We start from the raw sequence: 16,455 nt of genomic DNA, 5'->3' as shown, positions 1-16,455 counted from the left end.
GCGGCGATCCTTATGGGATCAGGCATGAGACTTGGCTTTCGTGGCCGCCGCGCTCGATAAGCACGTCGGGGAACTGGAGTTTAGTCAAACGTCGCATGAACGCCAAATCGGCCCCAGTAAATTTTCCATTTGACAAGGGCCGGGCTCGCGAGCGGTCGGGTAAGCCCGGGGTTTTCACGATTTCACTGGAAGTTTCGCGTGCGGCGCAGCATTGCGTGCCGCATAAAGGGCGGCGTAAGGCTTGCTAAAGCTGAGGGCTAAAGCCTTCGCGCGTTCAGGCCGTCGTCAACGCGGGCGGGGTATCGCCGTGCGATGGCAACACCATCAGCCGCGTCGCCTGCAACACGCCAGGCGGCAAGCAAGCGGCAAGCGCCTTAGTCGGCCACGTACACCAGCGTGCCGGCCGCCGCGATCGTCTCGGCCATATCGGCAGGCGGTGCGGCGTCGGTGAACAGCGAGTCGATCTGCTCGAGATGCCCCTGGCGCACCAGCGCGGGCCGGCCGAACTTCGAATGGTCGGCGGCAAGGAACACGGTGCGCGACTGCTGGATGATCGCTTCGGCCACCCGTACCTCGCGCGTGTCGAAGTCGCGCAACGTGCCGTCTTCTTCGATACTCGAGGTGCCGATGATCGCGAAGTCCACCTTGAACTGGCGAATGAAGTCGATCGCCAGCTCGCCGACGATGCCCTTGTCCCACGGCCGTACGATGCCGCCCGTCACCAGCACCTCGCAGTCCGGGTAGCCGCTCATCATGCTCGCGACGTTCAGGTTGTTCGTAATGACCCGTAAGCCGCGATGCCGGTTGAGTGCGCGCGCGACCTCTTCGGTGGTGGTGCCGAGATTGATGAACAGCGATGCATGATCGGGAATATGCGTGGCTACCAGCGCGGCGATGCGGCGCTTTTCATCATGAAACATCCGCTGCCGCGCGCTGTACGACACGTTCTCCGAACTGGTCGGCAAGCTCGCGCCGCCGTGATAGCGGCGCAGCAGGTTGATGTCGGCCAGCCAGTTCACATCGCGCCGGATGGTTTGCGGGGTGACGTCGAAGTGGGCGGCCAGATCGTCCACCGTCACGAAGCCGTCGCGCTGTACCCACTCGAGCAGCTCCTGTTGGCGTGCATTCAGCGTGAGGCGGGGGTCTCGGGTCATGGCTAGTCGGTCGATCCGCGCGTCGGCCTCGCGCGCAAGAGTGGGCTTGCGCGTATTGTAAGGCGTCTGCTGGTTGGGCCGTCTGCCCTCTGTGCAGCCGCACGTTAGAGGCAAGGGCTGCGTGTGCTCTGCGTCGTTTATTCGTATTCGCACGATTGGCACTTCTTCGCAGGAACCTGAAGCACTCCGGCATGGTCTGTGCTGAGTGCTCTGCACTTTTGCGAAACTGCAGCTAAGATGAAAGAAATCGACTTCATACACACGTCAGCGCCACCCTCCATCGCAGGACCTTATCAGGAGAAAGCCAGGAGAAAGCCGGTAGGCAACCGGAACCTGGCGTTTGCGCTTTGGGCATGCTTCGTTCAACGAGACGATACAGTTTAGGGAGCACCGCACATGCAGAAGTCTAGCCACGTAATGCCCTGGCGCATCGAAGACATCGACATGTCCCGCATCGACAAGCAGCGGGCCGTCGCCAACGAAGACCTGTTGCTGCTGCTCTGCGCTGCTTCCTTTATCGAAAGCGGTACAGACCTCTATACAACCAACCTCAGCTCGTTCTTTAACGACGACCCGGAAGTGTCGGCGTGGCTCAACGTCGAATGGGAGCCTGAGGAGTTGCAGCACGGCCGCGCACTGAAGACTTACATTGCGCATGTGTGGCCCGAGTTCGACTGGGACACGGCGTTCAGCAGGTTCTTTGAAGAGTATTCGAAAACCTGCAGTGTCGAAGAGTTCGAGAAGACCCGCGCGCTCGAGATGGTCGCGCGTTGCGTGGTCGAGACCGGCACGGCGACGTTGTATCGCGCGATCAGCTCATGCTCGGATGAGCCGGTGCTAAAGCAGATCACCGACAACATCCGCACCGACGAAGTCCGCCATTACAAGCACTTTTTCAAATATTTTAAAAAGTACAACCGGATCGAGGGCAATGGTCGGCTGGCCGTGCTCGGTGCATTGACGCGTCGCGTGATGGAGATCAAGAACGAAGATTCGGAGATCGCGTTGCGTCATGTGTTTGCGATCCGTTATCCGGAACGCGTCGGCGATCCTGCGTATAACCGTGAGCTGTCCGCGCGCGTGAACAAGCTGGTGCGGCGCAACCTGTCGGCCGAGATGTGTGTGAAGATGCTGCTCAAGCCGCTCGACCTGCCCGCGAAGATCCAGCCCGGCGTGCACTATCCGCTCGAAAAGATCGCGCAGCATGTGTTCTTCCGCTGAGCGTCGGGCACGCGCGCAATAACTGTCGCGGCCGGTTTCGTACCGCGTTGCCGCAATGAATCGTAGATGGCCCGCGCAAGCGGGCCATTTGTTTTTTTGCGAGCCTCTCTACGCCACCTATTTTTCTGTATCGATCGACGGAGATCATTGATGACCGATTCCGCGGGGCATAACAGCTCGCTTGAACAGAACGTGTTCGATGAATGGCCCGATGGCTTGCGCGCGCTATTCGACGGCATGTCGCTGGCGGCGAAGATCGGCTTTACCGGGTCGCTGATGACAACCGATGCGCAAGCCCATATCCGCACCACGCTGCTCGGCATCGGCGAGCTGTATGCGCCCGATTCGCGCACGCTATGCGTCGCGCTGTGGCCGCAGGCGCGCTCGGCGCGTGCGCTTGCACAGAATGGGCGCGCGGCGCTGACCTTCGTGTTCGAGGACGCGTTTTATCAGGTGCAGTTGGTGTTCAAGCCGCTGGCCGGCGACGATGGCGCGGACGGTGGCCTCGTATGCTTTAGCGGCACGATCGATACCGGCGAACTGCAGCGCGTGCGTTATGCGCGTCTGACGGGCGGCATTACGTTCGAACTGGCTGACGGTAAGGAGGCGGTGCTCGAGCGCTGGATGCAGCAAGTCGAGCTTCTGAAGAGGGTGACTGCGAAAGGAAGGTAGCGGTTGGTTTCGGGAGGCGGATGATGAGTCCGCCTCCGAACCGGTGATGCAATGCGGCGTTTGCTTGCCGCATGGTTGTCGCATCGGTTCGCGCCTGGTTGGCGCGTGATGGGTGCTTAGTCGGGTGCTCAGTCGCCGCGCCGATTGTCGCGTGTGGACCCGGCAGGCCGACGCGGCGCATCGCCACGCGGCTTCGCGCCGCCCAGCAATGCGCCCGGATTGCCGCCCGTCGGCGCCTTGCGCGGCGCATGCGTAGCGCCATGCTCATGCGTCGTCGAACGCGGCTTTTCGTGGGCACGCACAGGTTCGTGCCGCGGCGCGTCCTTGCGGGCCTGAGCCGGTGCATTGGCAGCACGCGCGCCTTGCGGCTTCGCTGCCGCAGCCTGATGCGGCTTGCCGGCGCCCTGGCGCGGAGCCTGCTCCTGCTTCGGCCCTCGCGCTTGCGCTTGTCCCTGCCCACCACCGCCGCCTTGCCGCGGCTTCTGCGACTGACCGCCGCGCGGCGAACCCGTCGCGCCGTCGCGCTTCGGCGCGCTCTGCGCCTGGCGCGGCTGACGTGCACCGCCGCCGCCCTGGCTACGCCGCTGGATCGGCTCAGGCCGCGCGTTCGGATCCGGCTCGAAGCCCGGAATCACTTCCTGCGGCAGCACGCGCTTGATCAGCTTCTCGATGTCCTTCAGCAGCTGCACTTCGTCGACGCACACCAGCGACACCGCCTCGCCCGTCGCCCCTGCGCGCCCGGTACGGCCGATACGGTGCACGTAATCTTCCGGCACGTTCGGCAAATCGAAGTTCACCACATGCGGCAACTGATCGATATCGATGCCGCGCGCGGCGATATCGGTGGCGACCAGCACCTGCAGCGTGCCGTCCTTGAATTCGGCGAGCGCGCGCGTACGGGCCGACTGGCTCTTGTTGCCGTGAATCGCGAGCGCGCTGATGCCGTCCTTCTCCAACTGCTCGGCGAGCCGGTTCGCGCCATGCTTGGTACGCGAGAACACCAGCACCTGAAACCAGTTGTGCTGCTTGATCAGATGCGTGAGCAGTTCACGCTTGCGGTCGCGATCGACCGGATGCACCTTCTGCTCGATCTTCTCCGCCGTGGTATTGCGGCGTGCGACCTCGATCAGCGCAGGCGAATCGAGCAGGTTATCGGCGAGCGCCTTGATCTCGTCGGAGAAGGTGGCCGAGAACAGCAGGTTCTGCCGCTTCGGCGGCAGCTTCGCGAGCACGCGCTTGATGTCGTGAATGAAGCCCATGTCGAGCATGCGGTCCGCTTCATCGAGCACGAGGATCTCGAGACGCGACAGGTCGATGGTCTTCTGCTGCATGTGATCGAGCAGGCGTCCCGGCGTCGCGACAACAATGTCGACGCCACGCCTTAACGCATCGATCTGCGGGTTGATGCCGACGCCGCCGAACATCACGGTCGACTTCACCTTCACATACTTGCCGTACTGGCGCACGTTTTCTTCGACCTGCGCGGCGAGCTCGCGGGTCGGCGTGAGGATCAGCGCGCGGATCACGCGCTTCGCGCCGGCGTTGGCAGCTGGCGTTGTAGACAGCCGCTGCAGGATAGGCAGCGTGAAGCCGGCGGTCTTGCCGGTGCCGGTCTGTGCACCGGCGAGCAGGTCGCCGCCGTTCAGCACGGCGGGAATGGCTTGCAACTGGATCGGAGTAGGGGACGTATAGCCTAGTTCATGTACAGCACGGACCAACGGTTCGGACAAGCCGAGAGAATCAAAAGACATAAAAGCTCTTTGTATTACTGATATGGCGAACGGGTGGTCATCCCACTACCGACGTCGGCCGCATCGGGCCCATCCATGTGACGGGCCGGCCGACGCCGTTCGCGAAAAAATCGGCGGCACGCCGATGCAGGACTACATGCTGCAAACCAGCGGTTGCGTGCCGGAAGTTTCAACGCGCTAAGCAGACACGTTGACTGGCGTTAAGTTGCATCCGTCGCGACGCGTATTACGCGACATAGCGTGCGACGCTGACGAATTGACACAAACTACCGGCCAGTACGAACAGGTGCCAGATACCGTGTCCGTGCCGGATGCGCTCGTCGTTGACGAAGAAGTAGATGCCCGCGCTGTAGATGACACCGCCGGCCACGAGCCACCCGGTGCCTGCCGCCGGCAGCGCGGCAACCAGCGGCTCGATGGCGATCAGCCCGAGCCATCCCATCAACACATACAGCACCATCGAAACGCTGCGGGTGCGCCGCCCGAGCGTGAGTTCCTGCGCGATACCCAGCCCGGCCAGGCCCCAGATGACACCGAACAGCGACCAGCCCCAAGGTCCGCGCAGCGTAACCAGCGTGAAAGGGGTGTAGCTGCCGGCAATCAGCAGGTAGATGGCTGCATGATCGCACTTTTGCAATACAGCTTTAAGACGCGGCGCTTTCACGCTGTGATAAAGCGTCGACACCGCGTACAGCACGAACAGCATCGCACCATACACGCTAAAGCTGACGACCTTATACGAGTCGCCGTCCAGCGCGCCGAGGGTAACGAGCGCCGCAAGCCCCACCGCCGACAGTAACGCGCCGACCAGATGGGTGATGCAGTTAAGACGCTCGCCGATGGGCACGGCGTTTCTCCTGAACGGCAAAAAACAAAAGGCGCGGCCGGTTGTTGCATCGGCCGCGCCCGGGTGCATCCGGCGTTGCTTAATCGAGCGGCGCCGAGCGCAAATCGCTGACCTGTTGCGGCGACACCGGCGTGCCGTGGTTACCCCACGACATACGGATGTACGTCACGACTGCGGCGACTTCCTGGTTCGACAATGCTTGCGCGAACGGCGGCATGCCATACGGCTTCGGATTGTCGCCCGTGCTAGGAGGATAACCGCCGTTCAGCACCATACGGATCGGGTTGACCGCCGACGGCATCTGGATCGACTGGTTGTTCGCCAGCGGCGGGAACGACGGCGGCATGCCGAGGCCGTTTTCCGCGTGACACTTCGCGCAGTTGTCAGCGTAGATCTTCTGACCTTGCTTCAACAGTTCGCCGCCGTACTTTTCGGACGTCTCGAGCTGCAGCCCTTCCGGCGCTTCGCTCTTCTGCGGGATCGTCTTCAGGTACGTCGACATCGCGTGGATGTCGTCATCCGACATGTACTGCAGGCTGTTGTGCACGACTTCGGCCATCGGGCCGAACACCGCGCCACGCTGCGACACGCCGCTCTTCAGCAGCGACGAGATGTCTTTCAGGTCCCAGTCGCCGAGGCCGGCTTCCTTGTTCGACGTCAGCGACGGCGCGTACCAGTTCTGCAGCGGGATCAGGCCGCCGGCGAAGGCCGCCGAGCTCACCGGACCGCCCATTGCGTTGATCGACGTGTGGCACATGCCGCAATGGCCGAGGCCTTCGATCAGGTAAGCACCGCGGTTCCATTCGACCGACTTGGTCGGATCCGCCTTGTACTCGCCTTCGCGGAAGAACAGCGTACGCCAGCCGATCAGCAGGTTGCGGTTGTTGAACGGGAACTTCAGTTCATGCGGACGGCTCGCCACGTGCACCGGCGGCACCGAACGCAGGTACGCGTAGATCGCGTCCGAATCGGCGCGCGACACCTTCGTGTAGCTGGTGAACGGGAAGCCGGGGTACAGCAGGCTGCCGTCCTTCGAACGGCCCGTGTGCATTGCGCGGTAGAAGTCGTCCGAGGTCCACTTGCCGAGGCCGAACTCGTCGTCCGGCGTGATGTTCGGCGTGAACATCGTGCCGAACGGCGTGGCCATCGGCAGGCCGCCGGCGAATTCCTTGCCGCCGCGCACCGTGTGGCACGCGATACAGTCGCCGGCGCGGGCGAGGTACTCGCCCTTCTTGATCAGCGCGGCTTGATCCGCGGGCGTGGCCGCCATCGCGGAGCCGTTGTGCAGGTTATCGCCGCCGGACCAGAGGACCGGAACAAGCGCGGCGGCTGCGACGACGACAACAGCCGAAAGAGCGAACAGGGACTTGCGTTTCATTTGATGGTCTCTCCCGGTGCCTTATTGCGGTTCGCTGCCGCAGGCAAGCGGAGTTTTCAGCGATTTGGCCGGAGCCGGCACAGGGTTTTGCGGAGCCTGCTGCGTGGACAGCCAGGCGGCGACCGCATTCACGTCCGCGTCGGTCAGACGCGTGGCGATCGTGTGCATGCAGTCAGGTTCGATTGCGTGACGGGTACCCGAGCGCCATGCGCCAAGCTGCGCGCTGATGTAGTCGGAGTGCAGGCCGATCAGGCCAGGGATGGCCGGTTCCATACCGGTGAGCGCCTTGCCGTGGCAGGCCGCGCACGCGGGAATCTGTTTCGATGCGTCGCCGTTCAGCACGATTTCCTTGCCGCGCGCGAGTGTCGCATCCGACACGTTCGGCTTGTTGGGCGGCGGGTACGGCGGGCGCTGCTGCGAGAAGTACGTGGCGATCTCGTGAAGGTAGTCGTCGGAGAGATACGTGACGAGGTAGTTCATCGGCGGGTACTTGCGGCGCCCTTCGCGGAAGTTCTTCAGCTGGTTGTACAGGTAGTCCGCCGGCTTGCCCGCAAGACGCGGGAAGTAGTCGTTATCCGTCCCCTGGCCATGGCTGCCGTGGCAGGCCGTACAGCCTTGCACGCGCGATTCCATCGTATCGGGAGCCTTGGGCTGCTGGGTTTGCGCTTTCGCAGCGCTGTAGACGCCAGCACAGCCGATCAACAGAAGGGCGAGCAACGGGCGGAAAATGCGTCTAGAAGACACGCGTAACTCCATGAAATCGGGGAACCTGACCGAACTTCGAAACGGCTCGGTTAATGAGCAAGCTTAACGGACAAGCAGGGCAAGCAAGAGCAGCAGACGGGCAGCAGGCGCTGCGGCGACGCAGCATTCTATCATCGATGATTGATGATGACTATTTGGCGCATAGGACGCAATCTAGACGGAAAGCGGCTATGCGACAACTTGCCGCATCAGGCGTGGCGGGCTTGAGCGGGCTAGAGCGGGGTGTCGGCCGCGAGCGGGCATGCAGGCGTCACTGGTCTCGAATTGGGCTCGCACTGGCCTCGCGCTCGGCTTCGCGCGCGGCTTCCTTTAAGATGTCTCGTTTTCGCCGCAGCGTGGCGGTTCGCTGTGTGCCGATGGCCGCTATTGCGGTTTGCGGCATCGGTTATTGCCGGCGTTGTTTCTCCCGCGTTCCTTTCAATCGGCCTTTGATGACGTCATCCGCTGTTTTCCGCCGGCGCCTATGCAGGCACGGCCTCTCGTTCACCTTCTCTTTCTTGCTCACATGAACCTCGGCGGACTTCCGGTCGGGCAGGTCGCGATGGCCGCGCTCATGAACGTTGCGTTCGCCTTCACTGTCGGCGCGGCGCTGCTTGCCGCGTGGCTCGCGAAGGACGCGCAAGCCAAGGTCGCACCGGCGCGGCCCGCGTGGCTGCGCGCGCAACGCTCGATGCAGAGCGGGGCGATCGTTCTGGTGCTGGCCGATCTCGGCTGGCTGCTGTATGAAGCGGCTTCGATGGGCGGTGTCGGGTTGCCCGCCGCGCTCGGCGTGGTGCCGACCGTGCTTGCGCAAACCCATGTCGGCTATGCGTGGGCGGTTGCGTTCGGCGGCGCGGTGGTGCTGTTGCTGACGTCGCTGTCGAGTCACACCGGCACGGCGCGTCACGCGCTGTGGTGGCTGGCGGTGGTCGCGGTGGCTGCAGGCAAGGCGTCGCTCGGTCATGCGGCCGATGCGGGCGCGGTGTCGCCGGCGATCGGCTTTCATACGCTGCATGTGCTGGCGTCGGCGGTGTGGGGCGGGCTGGTGCTGGCGGCGGGCTTCTCGGTGCTGCCGGCGCTTGGCATATCGGTGGCGCGCGGCGTGTTGATCCGCACCGCGACGCAGTTATCGAACGTGTCGCTGGTGTCGGCGCTGCTGGTGCTCGCAACCGGCGCGTTCAACGGGGTGCGCGGCTCGGGCGGTTCGCTCGCGGCGATCGAAGAGAGCACATGGGGCCATGTGCTCGAACTGAAGCTCGCGCTGGTTGCGCTGGCGCTGGTAATCGGTGGTCTGAACCGCTTCTCGGCGCTGCCGCGGCTGCGCCGCACCGCATCGACGGTGGATGCGCACACGTTCAGCAACCTGATCTATCTCGAGGCGCTGGTGATGCTTGGCGTGTTCGCGGCGGCGGCGGTGTTGTCGCATAGCGTGCCGGGGTTTGCCGCGCTGGGTTGAGGGACGCGCGGCGCGCTCGTGTGCTGAACGTCTAGCCAGCGTCAGGGCCTGATACATGGAGCGAGTAGTGCGCGTGGCGGACGTCGCGCACATGGCACGTCGCACTCGTCGCCGATCCGCCCCGCGTCGTCTCTGTCTCATTCCTGAAACGCGTGGCGCGTCATTCGTAGCCGAGCCGATGCCCCAGAATCGGCGCGCAGAACAGCGCGATCGCACAACCGGCGGCCTTGCCCTCCAGTTCGGCGGCCGCTGAGCGCAGGCCGTACGTGTGCGTGAGCAGATCGAACAGCTGCGGCAGGCAATACAGCACCGCGGCGGCGATGAAGCAACGTTCCATATACGAAATGCGCCAGCCGCGCCCGCAGGCGACGGCCGCGCCGATCACACGCAGCACGCCGAAAGCGACGAGCGCGCCCACGGCCGCCTGTTGGCGGACCAGATAGTCGGGAAGATATTCGGTCATGGCGCACACCGGCTAGGTAGATCGTGTGCAGACCATTCAGCAAACAGTGAGCCAGTTTTCGCGCCGCGTTGCGCAACGCCTTGCGCAGCAAGGCTGCGGAGGAAGAGGGCAAGTGCGCGACGAGCTCACGAAGGGCGCTTCGCAAGGCCATCGCGCAAAAAATGTATCGCCGCTGAAACGCCGGGCCATATCAGCGCGGCAATGACGTTGCGCCAATGAAAAACGCCGCCCATGGGGCGGCGTGCTTACCTCGTCACGACGTGTGCGCGGCTTACCACTCGGCGACGCTGCCGTCCGTGTGGCGCCACACAGGATTGCGCCAACGGTGGCCGACCTTCGCCATCTCGCGCACCTTGTCTTCGTTCACTTCGATGCCGAGCCCCGGGCCCTGCGGAATCGACACGTAGCCGCCTTCGTACCTGAAGACTTCCGGATTCTTGATGTAGTCGAGCAGGTCGTTGCCCTGGTTGTAGTGAATCCCGAGGCTTTGCTCCTGGATGAACGCGTTGTAGCTGACCGCATCGATCTGCAGGCAGGTGGCGAGCGCGATCGGCCCGAGCGGGCAGTGCAGCGCGACGGCGACGTCGTACGCTTCGGCCATCGACGCGATCTTGCGGCACTCGGTGATCCCGCCCGCGTGCGATGCATCCGGCTGGATGATGTCGACGTAGCCGCCCGCCAGAATGTGCTTGAAGTCCCAGCGCGAATAGAGCCGCTCGCCGAGCGCGATCGGCGTGCTGGTCTGGTTCACGATGTCGCGCAGGGCCTCGACGTTTTCCGACAGCACCGGTTCTTCGATGAACATCAGCTTGAACGGGTCGAGTTCCTTGGCGAGCACCTTGGCCATCGGCTTGTGCACGCGGCCGTGGAAATCGACGCCGATACCGACGTTCGGCCCGACCGCTTCGCGCACCGCGGCGACGTTGTCGATCACGCCTTGCACCTTGTCGAAGGTGTCGATGATCTGCAGCTCTTCCGAGCCGTTCATCTTCACCGCCTTGAAGCCGCGCTCGACAACGGCGCGCGCATTGTTCGCGACGTCGCTCGGCCGGTCGCCGCCGATCCACGAGTAGACCTTGATCTTGTCGCGCACCTGGCCGCCAAGAAGCGCATGCACCGGCACGCCATGGAATTTGCCCTTGATGTCCCACAGCGCCTGGTCGACGCCGGCGATCGCGCTCATCGAGATCGGGCCGCCGCGATAGAAGCCGGCGCGATACATCACCTGCCAGTGGTCTTCGATCAGACGCGGGTCTTTGCCGATCAGGTAGTCGGACAGTTCGTCGACCGCCGCCGCGACCGTGTGCGCTCGCCCTTCGACTACCGGCTCGCCCCAGCCGACGAGACCTTCGTCGGTCTCGATTTTCACGAAGCACCAGCGCGGCGGGACGATGAAGGTTTCGATGCGGGTGATTTTCATGGCGGCGTCTCCTGTGAGTGGCGGCTGAGGTCGGTTTGGCGGACAGCTCGAAGTCCGGGGAGCCACATGCTACAACAAAATCGCGTTTAAATACTATTAATAGTATTATTCGCCGTGATTCGGTAACGAGCGCGAGGCGTTGCTTGCCAGCGAGCACGGTGAGCGACAAACAGGAGATACCGGCACGGCGGCGTTCAACTGCGTCGATGCATGCCGCGGCGACCTTCCGTTGCACGTTTCGCCTCGCCTCGAGCCGGATGCCGGATAATCGCGCGTCGTCTGACTGCCCATCGAACCCACCAAGCGCTGCCCGCGGCGCCGGAGAACCGCCATTCAGCGAGACCTGCACGGACGCGTCGCCTTTTTGCTGGCCACCGCCATCCTGCGCGGCGACTACGCGCCCGAATCGATCCTGCCGCGCGAAGCGGAATTGATGGAGAGCTTCGGCGTGAGCCGCACGGTGCTGCGCGAGGCGCTGCGCACGCTCACGTCGAAGGGGCTGATCGAATCGCGGCCGCGCGTCGGCACGCGGGTGCGGCCAAAGCTCGCATGGAATCTGCTCGACGTCGATGTGCTCGACTGGTACTCGCGGGTCGCGGCGCCGATGGAATTCGCGCTGAAGCTGCAGGAGATGCGCGAGATGATCGAGCCGTATGCCGCGGGGTTGGCGGCGACCTCGCATAGCGAGGCGAGCTTCGCTGCGCTGGCCGGCGCGCATCAGGCGATGGTCGCGTCGCGCAATGTCGACGAGTGGGTGCGGGCGGATCTCGAGTTTCATCTAAGCGTGCTGGCGGCGTGCAGTAACGAATTGCTGATTCCGCTCGGCACGCTGATCGAGCGCACGCTCGAGGCGCAATTGCGTCTGAACGCGAAACGCGCTGAAGTATTCAACGCGTCGCTGGATGAACACACCGCGGTGTTCGAAGCGATCCGCGAGCGCGACGGGCCGCGTGCGCGCGATGCAATGGCTGCGCTGCTGGGCGTGACGCGCGGGCGTATCGAAGGCTAAGCGGGCCGCGCGGGCTAAAGAGCGATAACGCGCTACAGAGTCAATGCACGACGTGTGCGCCGCATCGGCGATGTTTCTATACTGTGCGCACATCTGCGTTTCGTATAATCGCCCGATGACGAAAACCCATTTCGACGAGCGTGTCGGCTTCCTGATCTCGGATGTCGGCCGCCTGTGCGGCAAGCGCTTCGACGATCTGGCCAGATCGTCGCTGGACCTCACGCGCGCGCAGTGCCGTGCGCTTGCGTATCTGTCGCACTATGGCGACATCAATCAGGCGCGCCTTGCGGACCTGCTCGACGTCGCGCCGATTTCGGCGTGCCGTCTACTGGACCGGATGGAAGAGGGCGGCTGGATTGCGCGCATCGACAATCCATCCGACCGCCGCGAAAAGCAGATCCGTTTGACGAAGAAGGCTGAACGCACGCTCGACAAGGCGCGCAAGGTCGGCGACGAAGTGGCGAAAGAGGGCCTGCAGGGCTTGAGCGCACAGGAGGCGCAGCAACTGATCAAGCTGCTGCAGAAGGTGCGCACGAACCTGACGAAGATCGTCGACAGCGAAAAGTAGCCGCGACAACGCTCGCGGCAAGCAGCACAACGCAAGCAGCACAACGCAACGCTGCAACATCAGCAGCACGCCCCGCTGCCGCAGTCTCTTTCTACACCCCCAGCGAAGCCGTCAGAAAATCCACAAACACGCGCACGCGCGCCGACATCTGATGCCGCGGCGAATACACCGCAAAAATATCCGCATCGGGCGTGCGGTACTCCGGCAGCACATGCACCAGCATGCCGGTGCGCAGATAGTCGACGATGTCCCACTCGGCGCGCATCAGGATGCCGTGTCCCTCTAGCGCCCACTTCACCGCAATTTCACCGTCATTGGTGGTCAGGTTGCCGCGCACCCGCACCGTCGCGGTTTTCTGCGCGGTGCCGCGCCCGCTCGTCAGACGCCACACGCCGTAGCCATCGTCACCCTGGCGAATGCCGATGCAATTGTGATGCACGAGATCGGCCGGCGTCTTCGGCAGCCGGTGCTTCATCAGATACGACGGCGCCGCGCACAGCAAGCGCCGGTTCGGCGCAACGCGTCGTGCAATCACGCGCGCATCGGGCGGCTCGCCGAAGCGCACACACACGTCGTAGGTGTCGCTGCTGATCGGAGGCGGATCGACCGACAACTGCAATTGCACGTCCACATCCGGATAGCGCTGCACGAAGCGCGAGATCAGCGGCGCGATATGGCTGCGGCCGAAGCCGAGCGTCGCGTTCACACGCAGCAGCCCTTTCGGCGCGGCACGCGCGCCGCCCAGCAACTGCGCGAGCTCTTCCATCTCGCCGAGAATCCGCCGCGCGTGCGTCAGATAGATCTCGCCTTCGGCGGTGAGACTCATGCGGCGCGTCGTACGGTTCACCAGTGCCACGCCAGCGCGCGCTTCCATCTGTGCCAGATGCTTGCTGACGGCGGCTGTCGAGATGCCCAGTTCGCGCGCCGTCGCGGTCAGGCTGCCGCGCCCGGCCAGCACCGAGAAAAACGCGAGGTCTTCGGGTTGTACCGATCCACTCATATCCGCTGCGGATTGTTAACCTGCGGTTAAAGGTGCTTTAAGTCTAACAGCGCATGAATCTCCCGTCGAATCTCTACCATTGATTCAACGCCCAACTATTTCGGAGACACATCAGCATGAAGACCTATCGCATCGCGACGATCCCCGGCGACGGTATCGGCAAGGAAGTGGTTCCTGCCGGCCAGCAGGTGCTCGAAGCACTGGCCGCGCGCAGCAACGCGTTCCGCTTCGAATTCGAGAACTTCGCTTGGGGTGGCGACTACTACCGCGAACACGGCGTGATGATGCCCGCCGACGGCCTCGACGCGCTGCGCGACAAGGATGCGATTCTGTTCGGCTCGGCCGGCGACCCGCACATTCCCGATCACATCACGCTATGGGGCCTGCGCCTGAAGATCTGCCAGGGCTTCGATCAATATGCGAACGTGCGCCCGACGCGCATCCTGCCGGGCATCGACGCGCCGCTGAAGCGCTGCAAGCCGGCCGACCTCGACTGGGTGATCGTGCGTGAGAACTCGGAAGGCGAATACGCAGGCGTCGGCGGCCGCGCGCATCAGGGCCATCCGATCGAAGTGGCCACCGACGTGTCGATCATGACGCGCGCCGGCGTCGAACGCGTGCTGCGTTTCGCGTTCCGCCTCGCGCAATCGCGGCCGCGCAAGCTGCTGACGGTGATCACGAAGAGCAACGCGCAGCGTCACGCGATGGTGATGTGGGACGAGATCGCGCTGCACGTGTCGCGCGAATTCCCGGATGTGAAGTGGGACAAGGAACTGGTCGATGCAGCGACCGCGCGGATGGTGAACCGTCCGGCTTCGCTCGACACGATCGTCGCGACCAACCTGCACGCGGACATCCTCAGCGATCTGGCGGCTGCGCTGGCCGGCAGTCTCGGCATTGCGCCGACCGCCAACCTCGATCCGGAGCGTCGCTATCCGTCGATGTTCGAGCCGATCCACGGTTCGGCCTTCGACATCATGGGCAAGGGGCTCGCGAATCCGGTCGGCACTTTCTGGTCGGTGGTGATGATGCTCGAGCACCTCGGCGAAAACGAAGCCGCGAAACTGGTGATGGCCGCAGTCGAGCATGTAACCGCAGACACGTCGCTGCACACCGGCGATCTCGGCGGCAAGGCGACCACGGTGCAGGTGACCGAAGCGGTGTGCAAGCACATCGCGGCGCATGCCGGCGCAGCGCTCGCGGCATAACGGTAGCGACGTCGGGTTACGACGCAGTCACACGACATGCGCTGCGAGCAAGCAGCGCGAGCACCACAAGCAACATGTAGCAAAAAGCAGCACTCGCGCAGCCGTACCGACGCGGCGCACCGGCCCTGATGCCGGGCGCCGCCCGCGCTGCCGCCGCACCAGCGGCAGCAGCACGTACCTGCAAGCGCACATACAAGCACAAACGCGCCGGACGCACCGCGTCACGGCGCAGCCAACCGGAGACAGTAATGGTCGACTTACAGGCCCGTGTGGTACGCAAGCTCACCTGGCGCATTCTGCCGTTCGTGATGCTGCTCTATTTCGTCAGCTTCCTCGACCGCGTGAACGTCGGCTTCGCCGCGCTGTCGATGAACAAGGCACTCGGACTTTCGCCGACCATGTTCGGTCTCGGCGGTGGCATCTTCTTCCTTGGCTACTTCCTGTTCGAAGTGCCGTCCAACCTGATCCTGAACAAGGTCGGTGCGCGTATCTGGATTGCACGCGTGATGATCACGTGGGGTCTCGTGTCGGCCGCGGCAGCCTTCGCCAGCGGGCCGACTTCGTTCTATGTGCTGCGCTTCATGCTGGGCGTCGCGGAAGCCGGCTTCTTTCCGGGCATCATCCTTTATCTGAGCCAGTGGTTCCCGGCACGTCAACGTGCGGTGGCTGCGGCGGCCTTCATGGCCGCGGCGCCGCTGTCGAGCGCGATCGGCTCGCCGATTTCCGGCGCATTGATGGAACTGCCGACCTTCGGCGGCCTCGCGAACTGGCAATGGCTGTTCATCCTCGAAGCGATCCCCGCTGTGCTGCTCGGCTTCGCGGTGCTGAAGGTGCTGATCGACAAGCCGGAGCAGGCGCCGTGGCTCGCGCCCGACGAGCGCGACTGGCTGGTTACGACGCTGCGTGAAGAAAGCCGCGCGCGCGGACAGCACGCCGGCCATACGGCGGGCGCGCTGCGCGCACTGGCCGATCCGCGCGTGATGGTGATGGCGCTGATCTATTTCGGCACGTCGGCGGGCTTGTACACGCTCGGCTTGTGGGCGCCGCAAATCATCCGGCAGTTCGGCTTCACCCCGTTCGGCACCGGCATGCTCAACGCGATTCCGAACGTCCTCGCGGTGGTCGGCATGATCCTGTGGGCGCGTCGTTCGGATCGCAAGGGCGAGCGCACGTGGCACATCATCATCCCGTGCATCGTGGCGGGGCTTGGGCTCGCGTTCGCGGGCGTCGCGCATAGCATCGTCGGCGTGGTGCTGGCGCTGGTGATGGTGAATGTCGGTATCAGCGCGGCGAAGGCGCCGCTGTGGGCGATGCCGGCTTCGTTCCTGTCCGGTGCGGGCGCCGCGGCTGGTATCGCGATGATCAATTCGGTCGGCAATCTCGGCGGCTTCGTCGGACCGTTCGTGATCGGCTGGCTGAAGTCGCAGACCGGTGGCTACGCGGCTGGCCTCTATGTGGTGGCCGCGTTCCTCGCGCTATCCGCGGTGCTGACGCTGATGATGAGCCGGCACACCGAGCGCGCGGCAGCGGTGAGCACCACGCATTAGCAGAAAGCAGCGGCGCG

15 protein-coding genes are annotated in these 16,455 nt (G+C 63.9%); 7 read left to right on the top strand and 8 right to left on the bottom strand.

What is annotated here, in order from left to right:
• Positions 1-374 precede the first annotated feature (374 nt).
• Positions 375-1,154, bottom strand: a complete 780-nt coding sequence (locus ACYVNQ_RS23710) for a DeoR/GlpR family DNA-binding transcription regulator (RefSeq protein WP_460905163.1) — start codon at positions 1,152-1,154, stop codon at positions 375-377.
• A gap of 396 nt (positions 1,155-1,550) precedes the next feature.
• On the opposite strand from ACYVNQ_RS23710, the gene ACYVNQ_RS23705 reads away from it, so the two are divergent.
• Both ACYVNQ_RS23705 and ACYVNQ_RS23700 read left to right on the top strand, forming a co-directional pair.
• Positions 1,551-2,375 carry a ferritin-like domain-containing protein gene (locus ACYVNQ_RS23705; RefSeq protein ID WP_460905162.1) on the top strand — a complete coding sequence of 275 codons (825 nt, stop codon included), beginning with the start codon at positions 1,551-1,553 and terminating at the stop codon, positions 2,373-2,375.
• A gap of 150 nt (positions 2,376-2,525) precedes the next feature.
• Positions 2,526-3,047, top strand: coding sequence for a hypothetical protein (locus tag ACYVNQ_RS23700; RefSeq protein ID WP_460905161.1), 522 nt, complete (start codon positions 2,526-2,528; stop codon positions 3,045-3,047).
• 128 nt (positions 3,048-3,175) lie between these two features.
• Here the strand turns inward: ACYVNQ_RS23700 and ACYVNQ_RS23695 are convergent, their stop codons facing one another.
• The 4 genes from ACYVNQ_RS23695 to ACYVNQ_RS23680 form a co-directional block, all read right to left on the bottom strand.
• The gene (locus ACYVNQ_RS23695; protein ID WP_460905160.1) at positions 3,176-4,798 is read right to left on the bottom strand and encodes a DEAD/DEAH box helicase; all 1,623 of its coding nucleotides are present in this window, start codon (positions 4,796-4,798) and stop codon (positions 3,176-3,178) included.
• 226 nt (positions 4,799-5,024) lie between these two features.
• Entirely contained in the window at positions 5,025-5,645 is a 621-nt protein-coding gene (trhA, locus tag ACYVNQ_RS23690; protein WP_460905159.1) for a PAQR family membrane homeostasis protein TrhA, read from the bottom strand.
• Positions 5,646-5,724: 79 nt separating this feature from the next.
• Positions 5,725-7,023 carry a c-type cytochrome gene (locus ACYVNQ_RS23685; protein WP_460905158.1) on the bottom strand — a complete coding sequence of 433 codons (1,299 nt, stop codon included), beginning with the start codon at positions 7,021-7,023 and terminating at the stop codon, positions 5,725-5,727.
• A gap of 21 nt (positions 7,024-7,044) precedes the next feature.
• Positions 7,045-7,779: a c-type cytochrome gene (locus ACYVNQ_RS23680; RefSeq protein ID WP_460905157.1), complete on the bottom strand. Its 735-nt coding sequence runs from the start codon at positions 7,777-7,779 to the stop codon at positions 7,045-7,047.
• A 514-nt stretch (positions 7,780-8,293) separates the two neighbouring features.
• On the opposite strand from ACYVNQ_RS23680, the gene ACYVNQ_RS23675 reads away from it, so the two are divergent.
• A complete protein-coding gene (locus tag ACYVNQ_RS23675; RefSeq protein WP_460905156.1) occupies positions 8,294-9,223 on the top strand; it encodes a CopD family protein in 930 nt (309 codons plus the stop codon).
• Between the two features lie 160 nt (positions 9,224-9,383).
• Here ACYVNQ_RS23675 and ACYVNQ_RS23670 read toward each other — a convergent pair whose 3' ends face one another.
• Positions 9,384-9,686: a hypothetical protein gene (locus tag ACYVNQ_RS23670; RefSeq protein WP_460905155.1), complete on the bottom strand. Its 303-nt coding sequence runs from the start codon at positions 9,684-9,686 to the stop codon at positions 9,384-9,386.
• Between the two features lie 271 nt (positions 9,687-9,957).
• Positions 9,958-11,106 carry a galactonate dehydratase gene (gene dgoD, locus ACYVNQ_RS23665; protein WP_460905154.1) on the bottom strand — a complete coding sequence of 383 codons (1,149 nt, stop codon included), beginning with the start codon at positions 11,104-11,106 and terminating at the stop codon, positions 9,958-9,960.
• Positions 11,107-11,395: 289 nt separating this feature from the next.
• Here dgoD and ACYVNQ_RS23660 point away from each other — a divergent pair, with 289 nt between their 5' ends.
• Positions 11,396-12,115, top strand: a complete 720-nt coding sequence (locus tag ACYVNQ_RS23660) for a FadR/GntR family transcriptional regulator (protein ID WP_460906067.1) — start codon at positions 11,396-11,398, stop codon at positions 12,113-12,115.
• A 115-nt stretch (positions 12,116-12,230) separates the two neighbouring features.
• Positions 12,231-12,683 carry a MarR family winged helix-turn-helix transcriptional regulator gene (locus tag ACYVNQ_RS23655; protein WP_460905153.1) on the top strand — a complete coding sequence of 151 codons (453 nt, stop codon included), beginning with the start codon at positions 12,231-12,233 and terminating at the stop codon, positions 12,681-12,683.
• A gap of 91 nt (positions 12,684-12,774) precedes the next feature.
• Here the strand turns inward: ACYVNQ_RS23655 and ACYVNQ_RS23650 are convergent, their stop codons facing one another.
• A complete protein-coding gene (locus tag ACYVNQ_RS23650) occupies positions 12,775-13,683 on the bottom strand; it encodes a LysR family transcriptional regulator (RefSeq protein WP_460905152.1) in 909 nt (302 codons plus the stop codon).
• 116 nt (positions 13,684-13,799) lie between these two features.
• Here ACYVNQ_RS23650 and ACYVNQ_RS23645 point away from each other — a divergent pair, with 116 nt between their 5' ends.
• Positions 13,800-14,891, top strand: a complete 1,092-nt coding sequence (locus ACYVNQ_RS23645) for a tartrate dehydrogenase (protein WP_460905151.1) — start codon at positions 13,800-13,802, stop codon at positions 14,889-14,891.
• Between the two features lie 248 nt (positions 14,892-15,139).
• The gene (locus ACYVNQ_RS23640) at positions 15,140-16,438 is read left to right on the top strand and encodes an MFS transporter (RefSeq protein ID WP_460905150.1); all 1,299 of its coding nucleotides are present in this window, start codon (positions 15,140-15,142) and stop codon (positions 16,436-16,438) included.
• Positions 16,439-16,455: the final 17 nt, after the last annotated feature.

The sequence above is a fragment of the Paraburkholderia jirisanensis genome (assembly GCF_054782355.1).
The sequence above is the reverse complement of the archived record's forward strand: the minus strand, read 5'-3'. Positions and strand labels throughout refer to the sequence as shown.

Excerpts from the sequence above, each read along its gene's own strand:
- ACYVNQ_RS23710 (WP_460905163.1), bottom strand. The coding sequence starts at position 1,154 with ATGACCCGAGACCCCCGCCTCACGCTGAATGCACGCCAACAGGAGCTG.
- ACYVNQ_RS23705 (WP_460905162.1), top strand. The coding sequence starts at position 1,551 with ATGCAGAAGTCTAGCCACGTAATGCCCTGGCGCATCGAAGACATCGAC.
- ACYVNQ_RS23700 (WP_460905161.1), top strand. The coding sequence starts at position 2,526 with ATGACCGATTCCGCGGGGCATAACAGCTCGCTTGAACAGAACGTGTTC.
- ACYVNQ_RS23695 (WP_460905160.1), bottom strand. The coding sequence starts at position 4,798 with ATGTCTTTTGATTCTCTCGGCTTGTCCGAACCGTTGGTCCGTGCTGTA.
- ACYVNQ_RS23685 (WP_460905158.1), bottom strand. The coding sequence starts at position 7,023 with ATGAAACGCAAGTCCCTGTTCGCTCTTTCGGCTGTTGTCGTCGTCGCA.
- ACYVNQ_RS23680 (WP_460905157.1), bottom strand. The coding sequence starts at position 7,779 with ATGGAGTTACGCGTGTCTTCTAGACGCATTTTCCGCCCGTTGCTCGCC.
- ACYVNQ_RS23675 (WP_460905156.1), top strand. The coding sequence starts at position 8,294 with ATGAACCTCGGCGGACTTCCGGTCGGGCAGGTCGCGATGGCCGCGCTC.
- ACYVNQ_RS23670 (WP_460905155.1), bottom strand. The coding sequence starts at position 9,686 with ATGACCGAATATCTTCCCGACTATCTGGTCCGCCAACAGGCGGCCGTG.
- dgoD (WP_460905154.1), bottom strand. The coding sequence starts at position 11,106 with ATGAAAATCACCCGCATCGAAACCTTCATCGTCCCGCCGCGCTGGTGC.
- ACYVNQ_RS23655 (WP_460905153.1), top strand. The coding sequence starts at position 12,231 with ATGACGAAAACCCATTTCGACGAGCGTGTCGGCTTCCTGATCTCGGAT.
- ACYVNQ_RS23650 (WP_460905152.1), bottom strand. The coding sequence starts at position 13,683 with ATGAGTGGATCGGTACAACCCGAAGACCTCGCGTTTTTCTCGGTGCTG.
- ACYVNQ_RS23645 (WP_460905151.1), top strand. The coding sequence starts at position 13,800 with ATGAAGACCTATCGCATCGCGACGATCCCCGGCGACGGTATCGGCAAG.
- ACYVNQ_RS23640 (WP_460905150.1), top strand. The coding sequence starts at position 15,140 with ATGGTCGACTTACAGGCCCGTGTGGTACGCAAGCTCACCTGGCGCATT.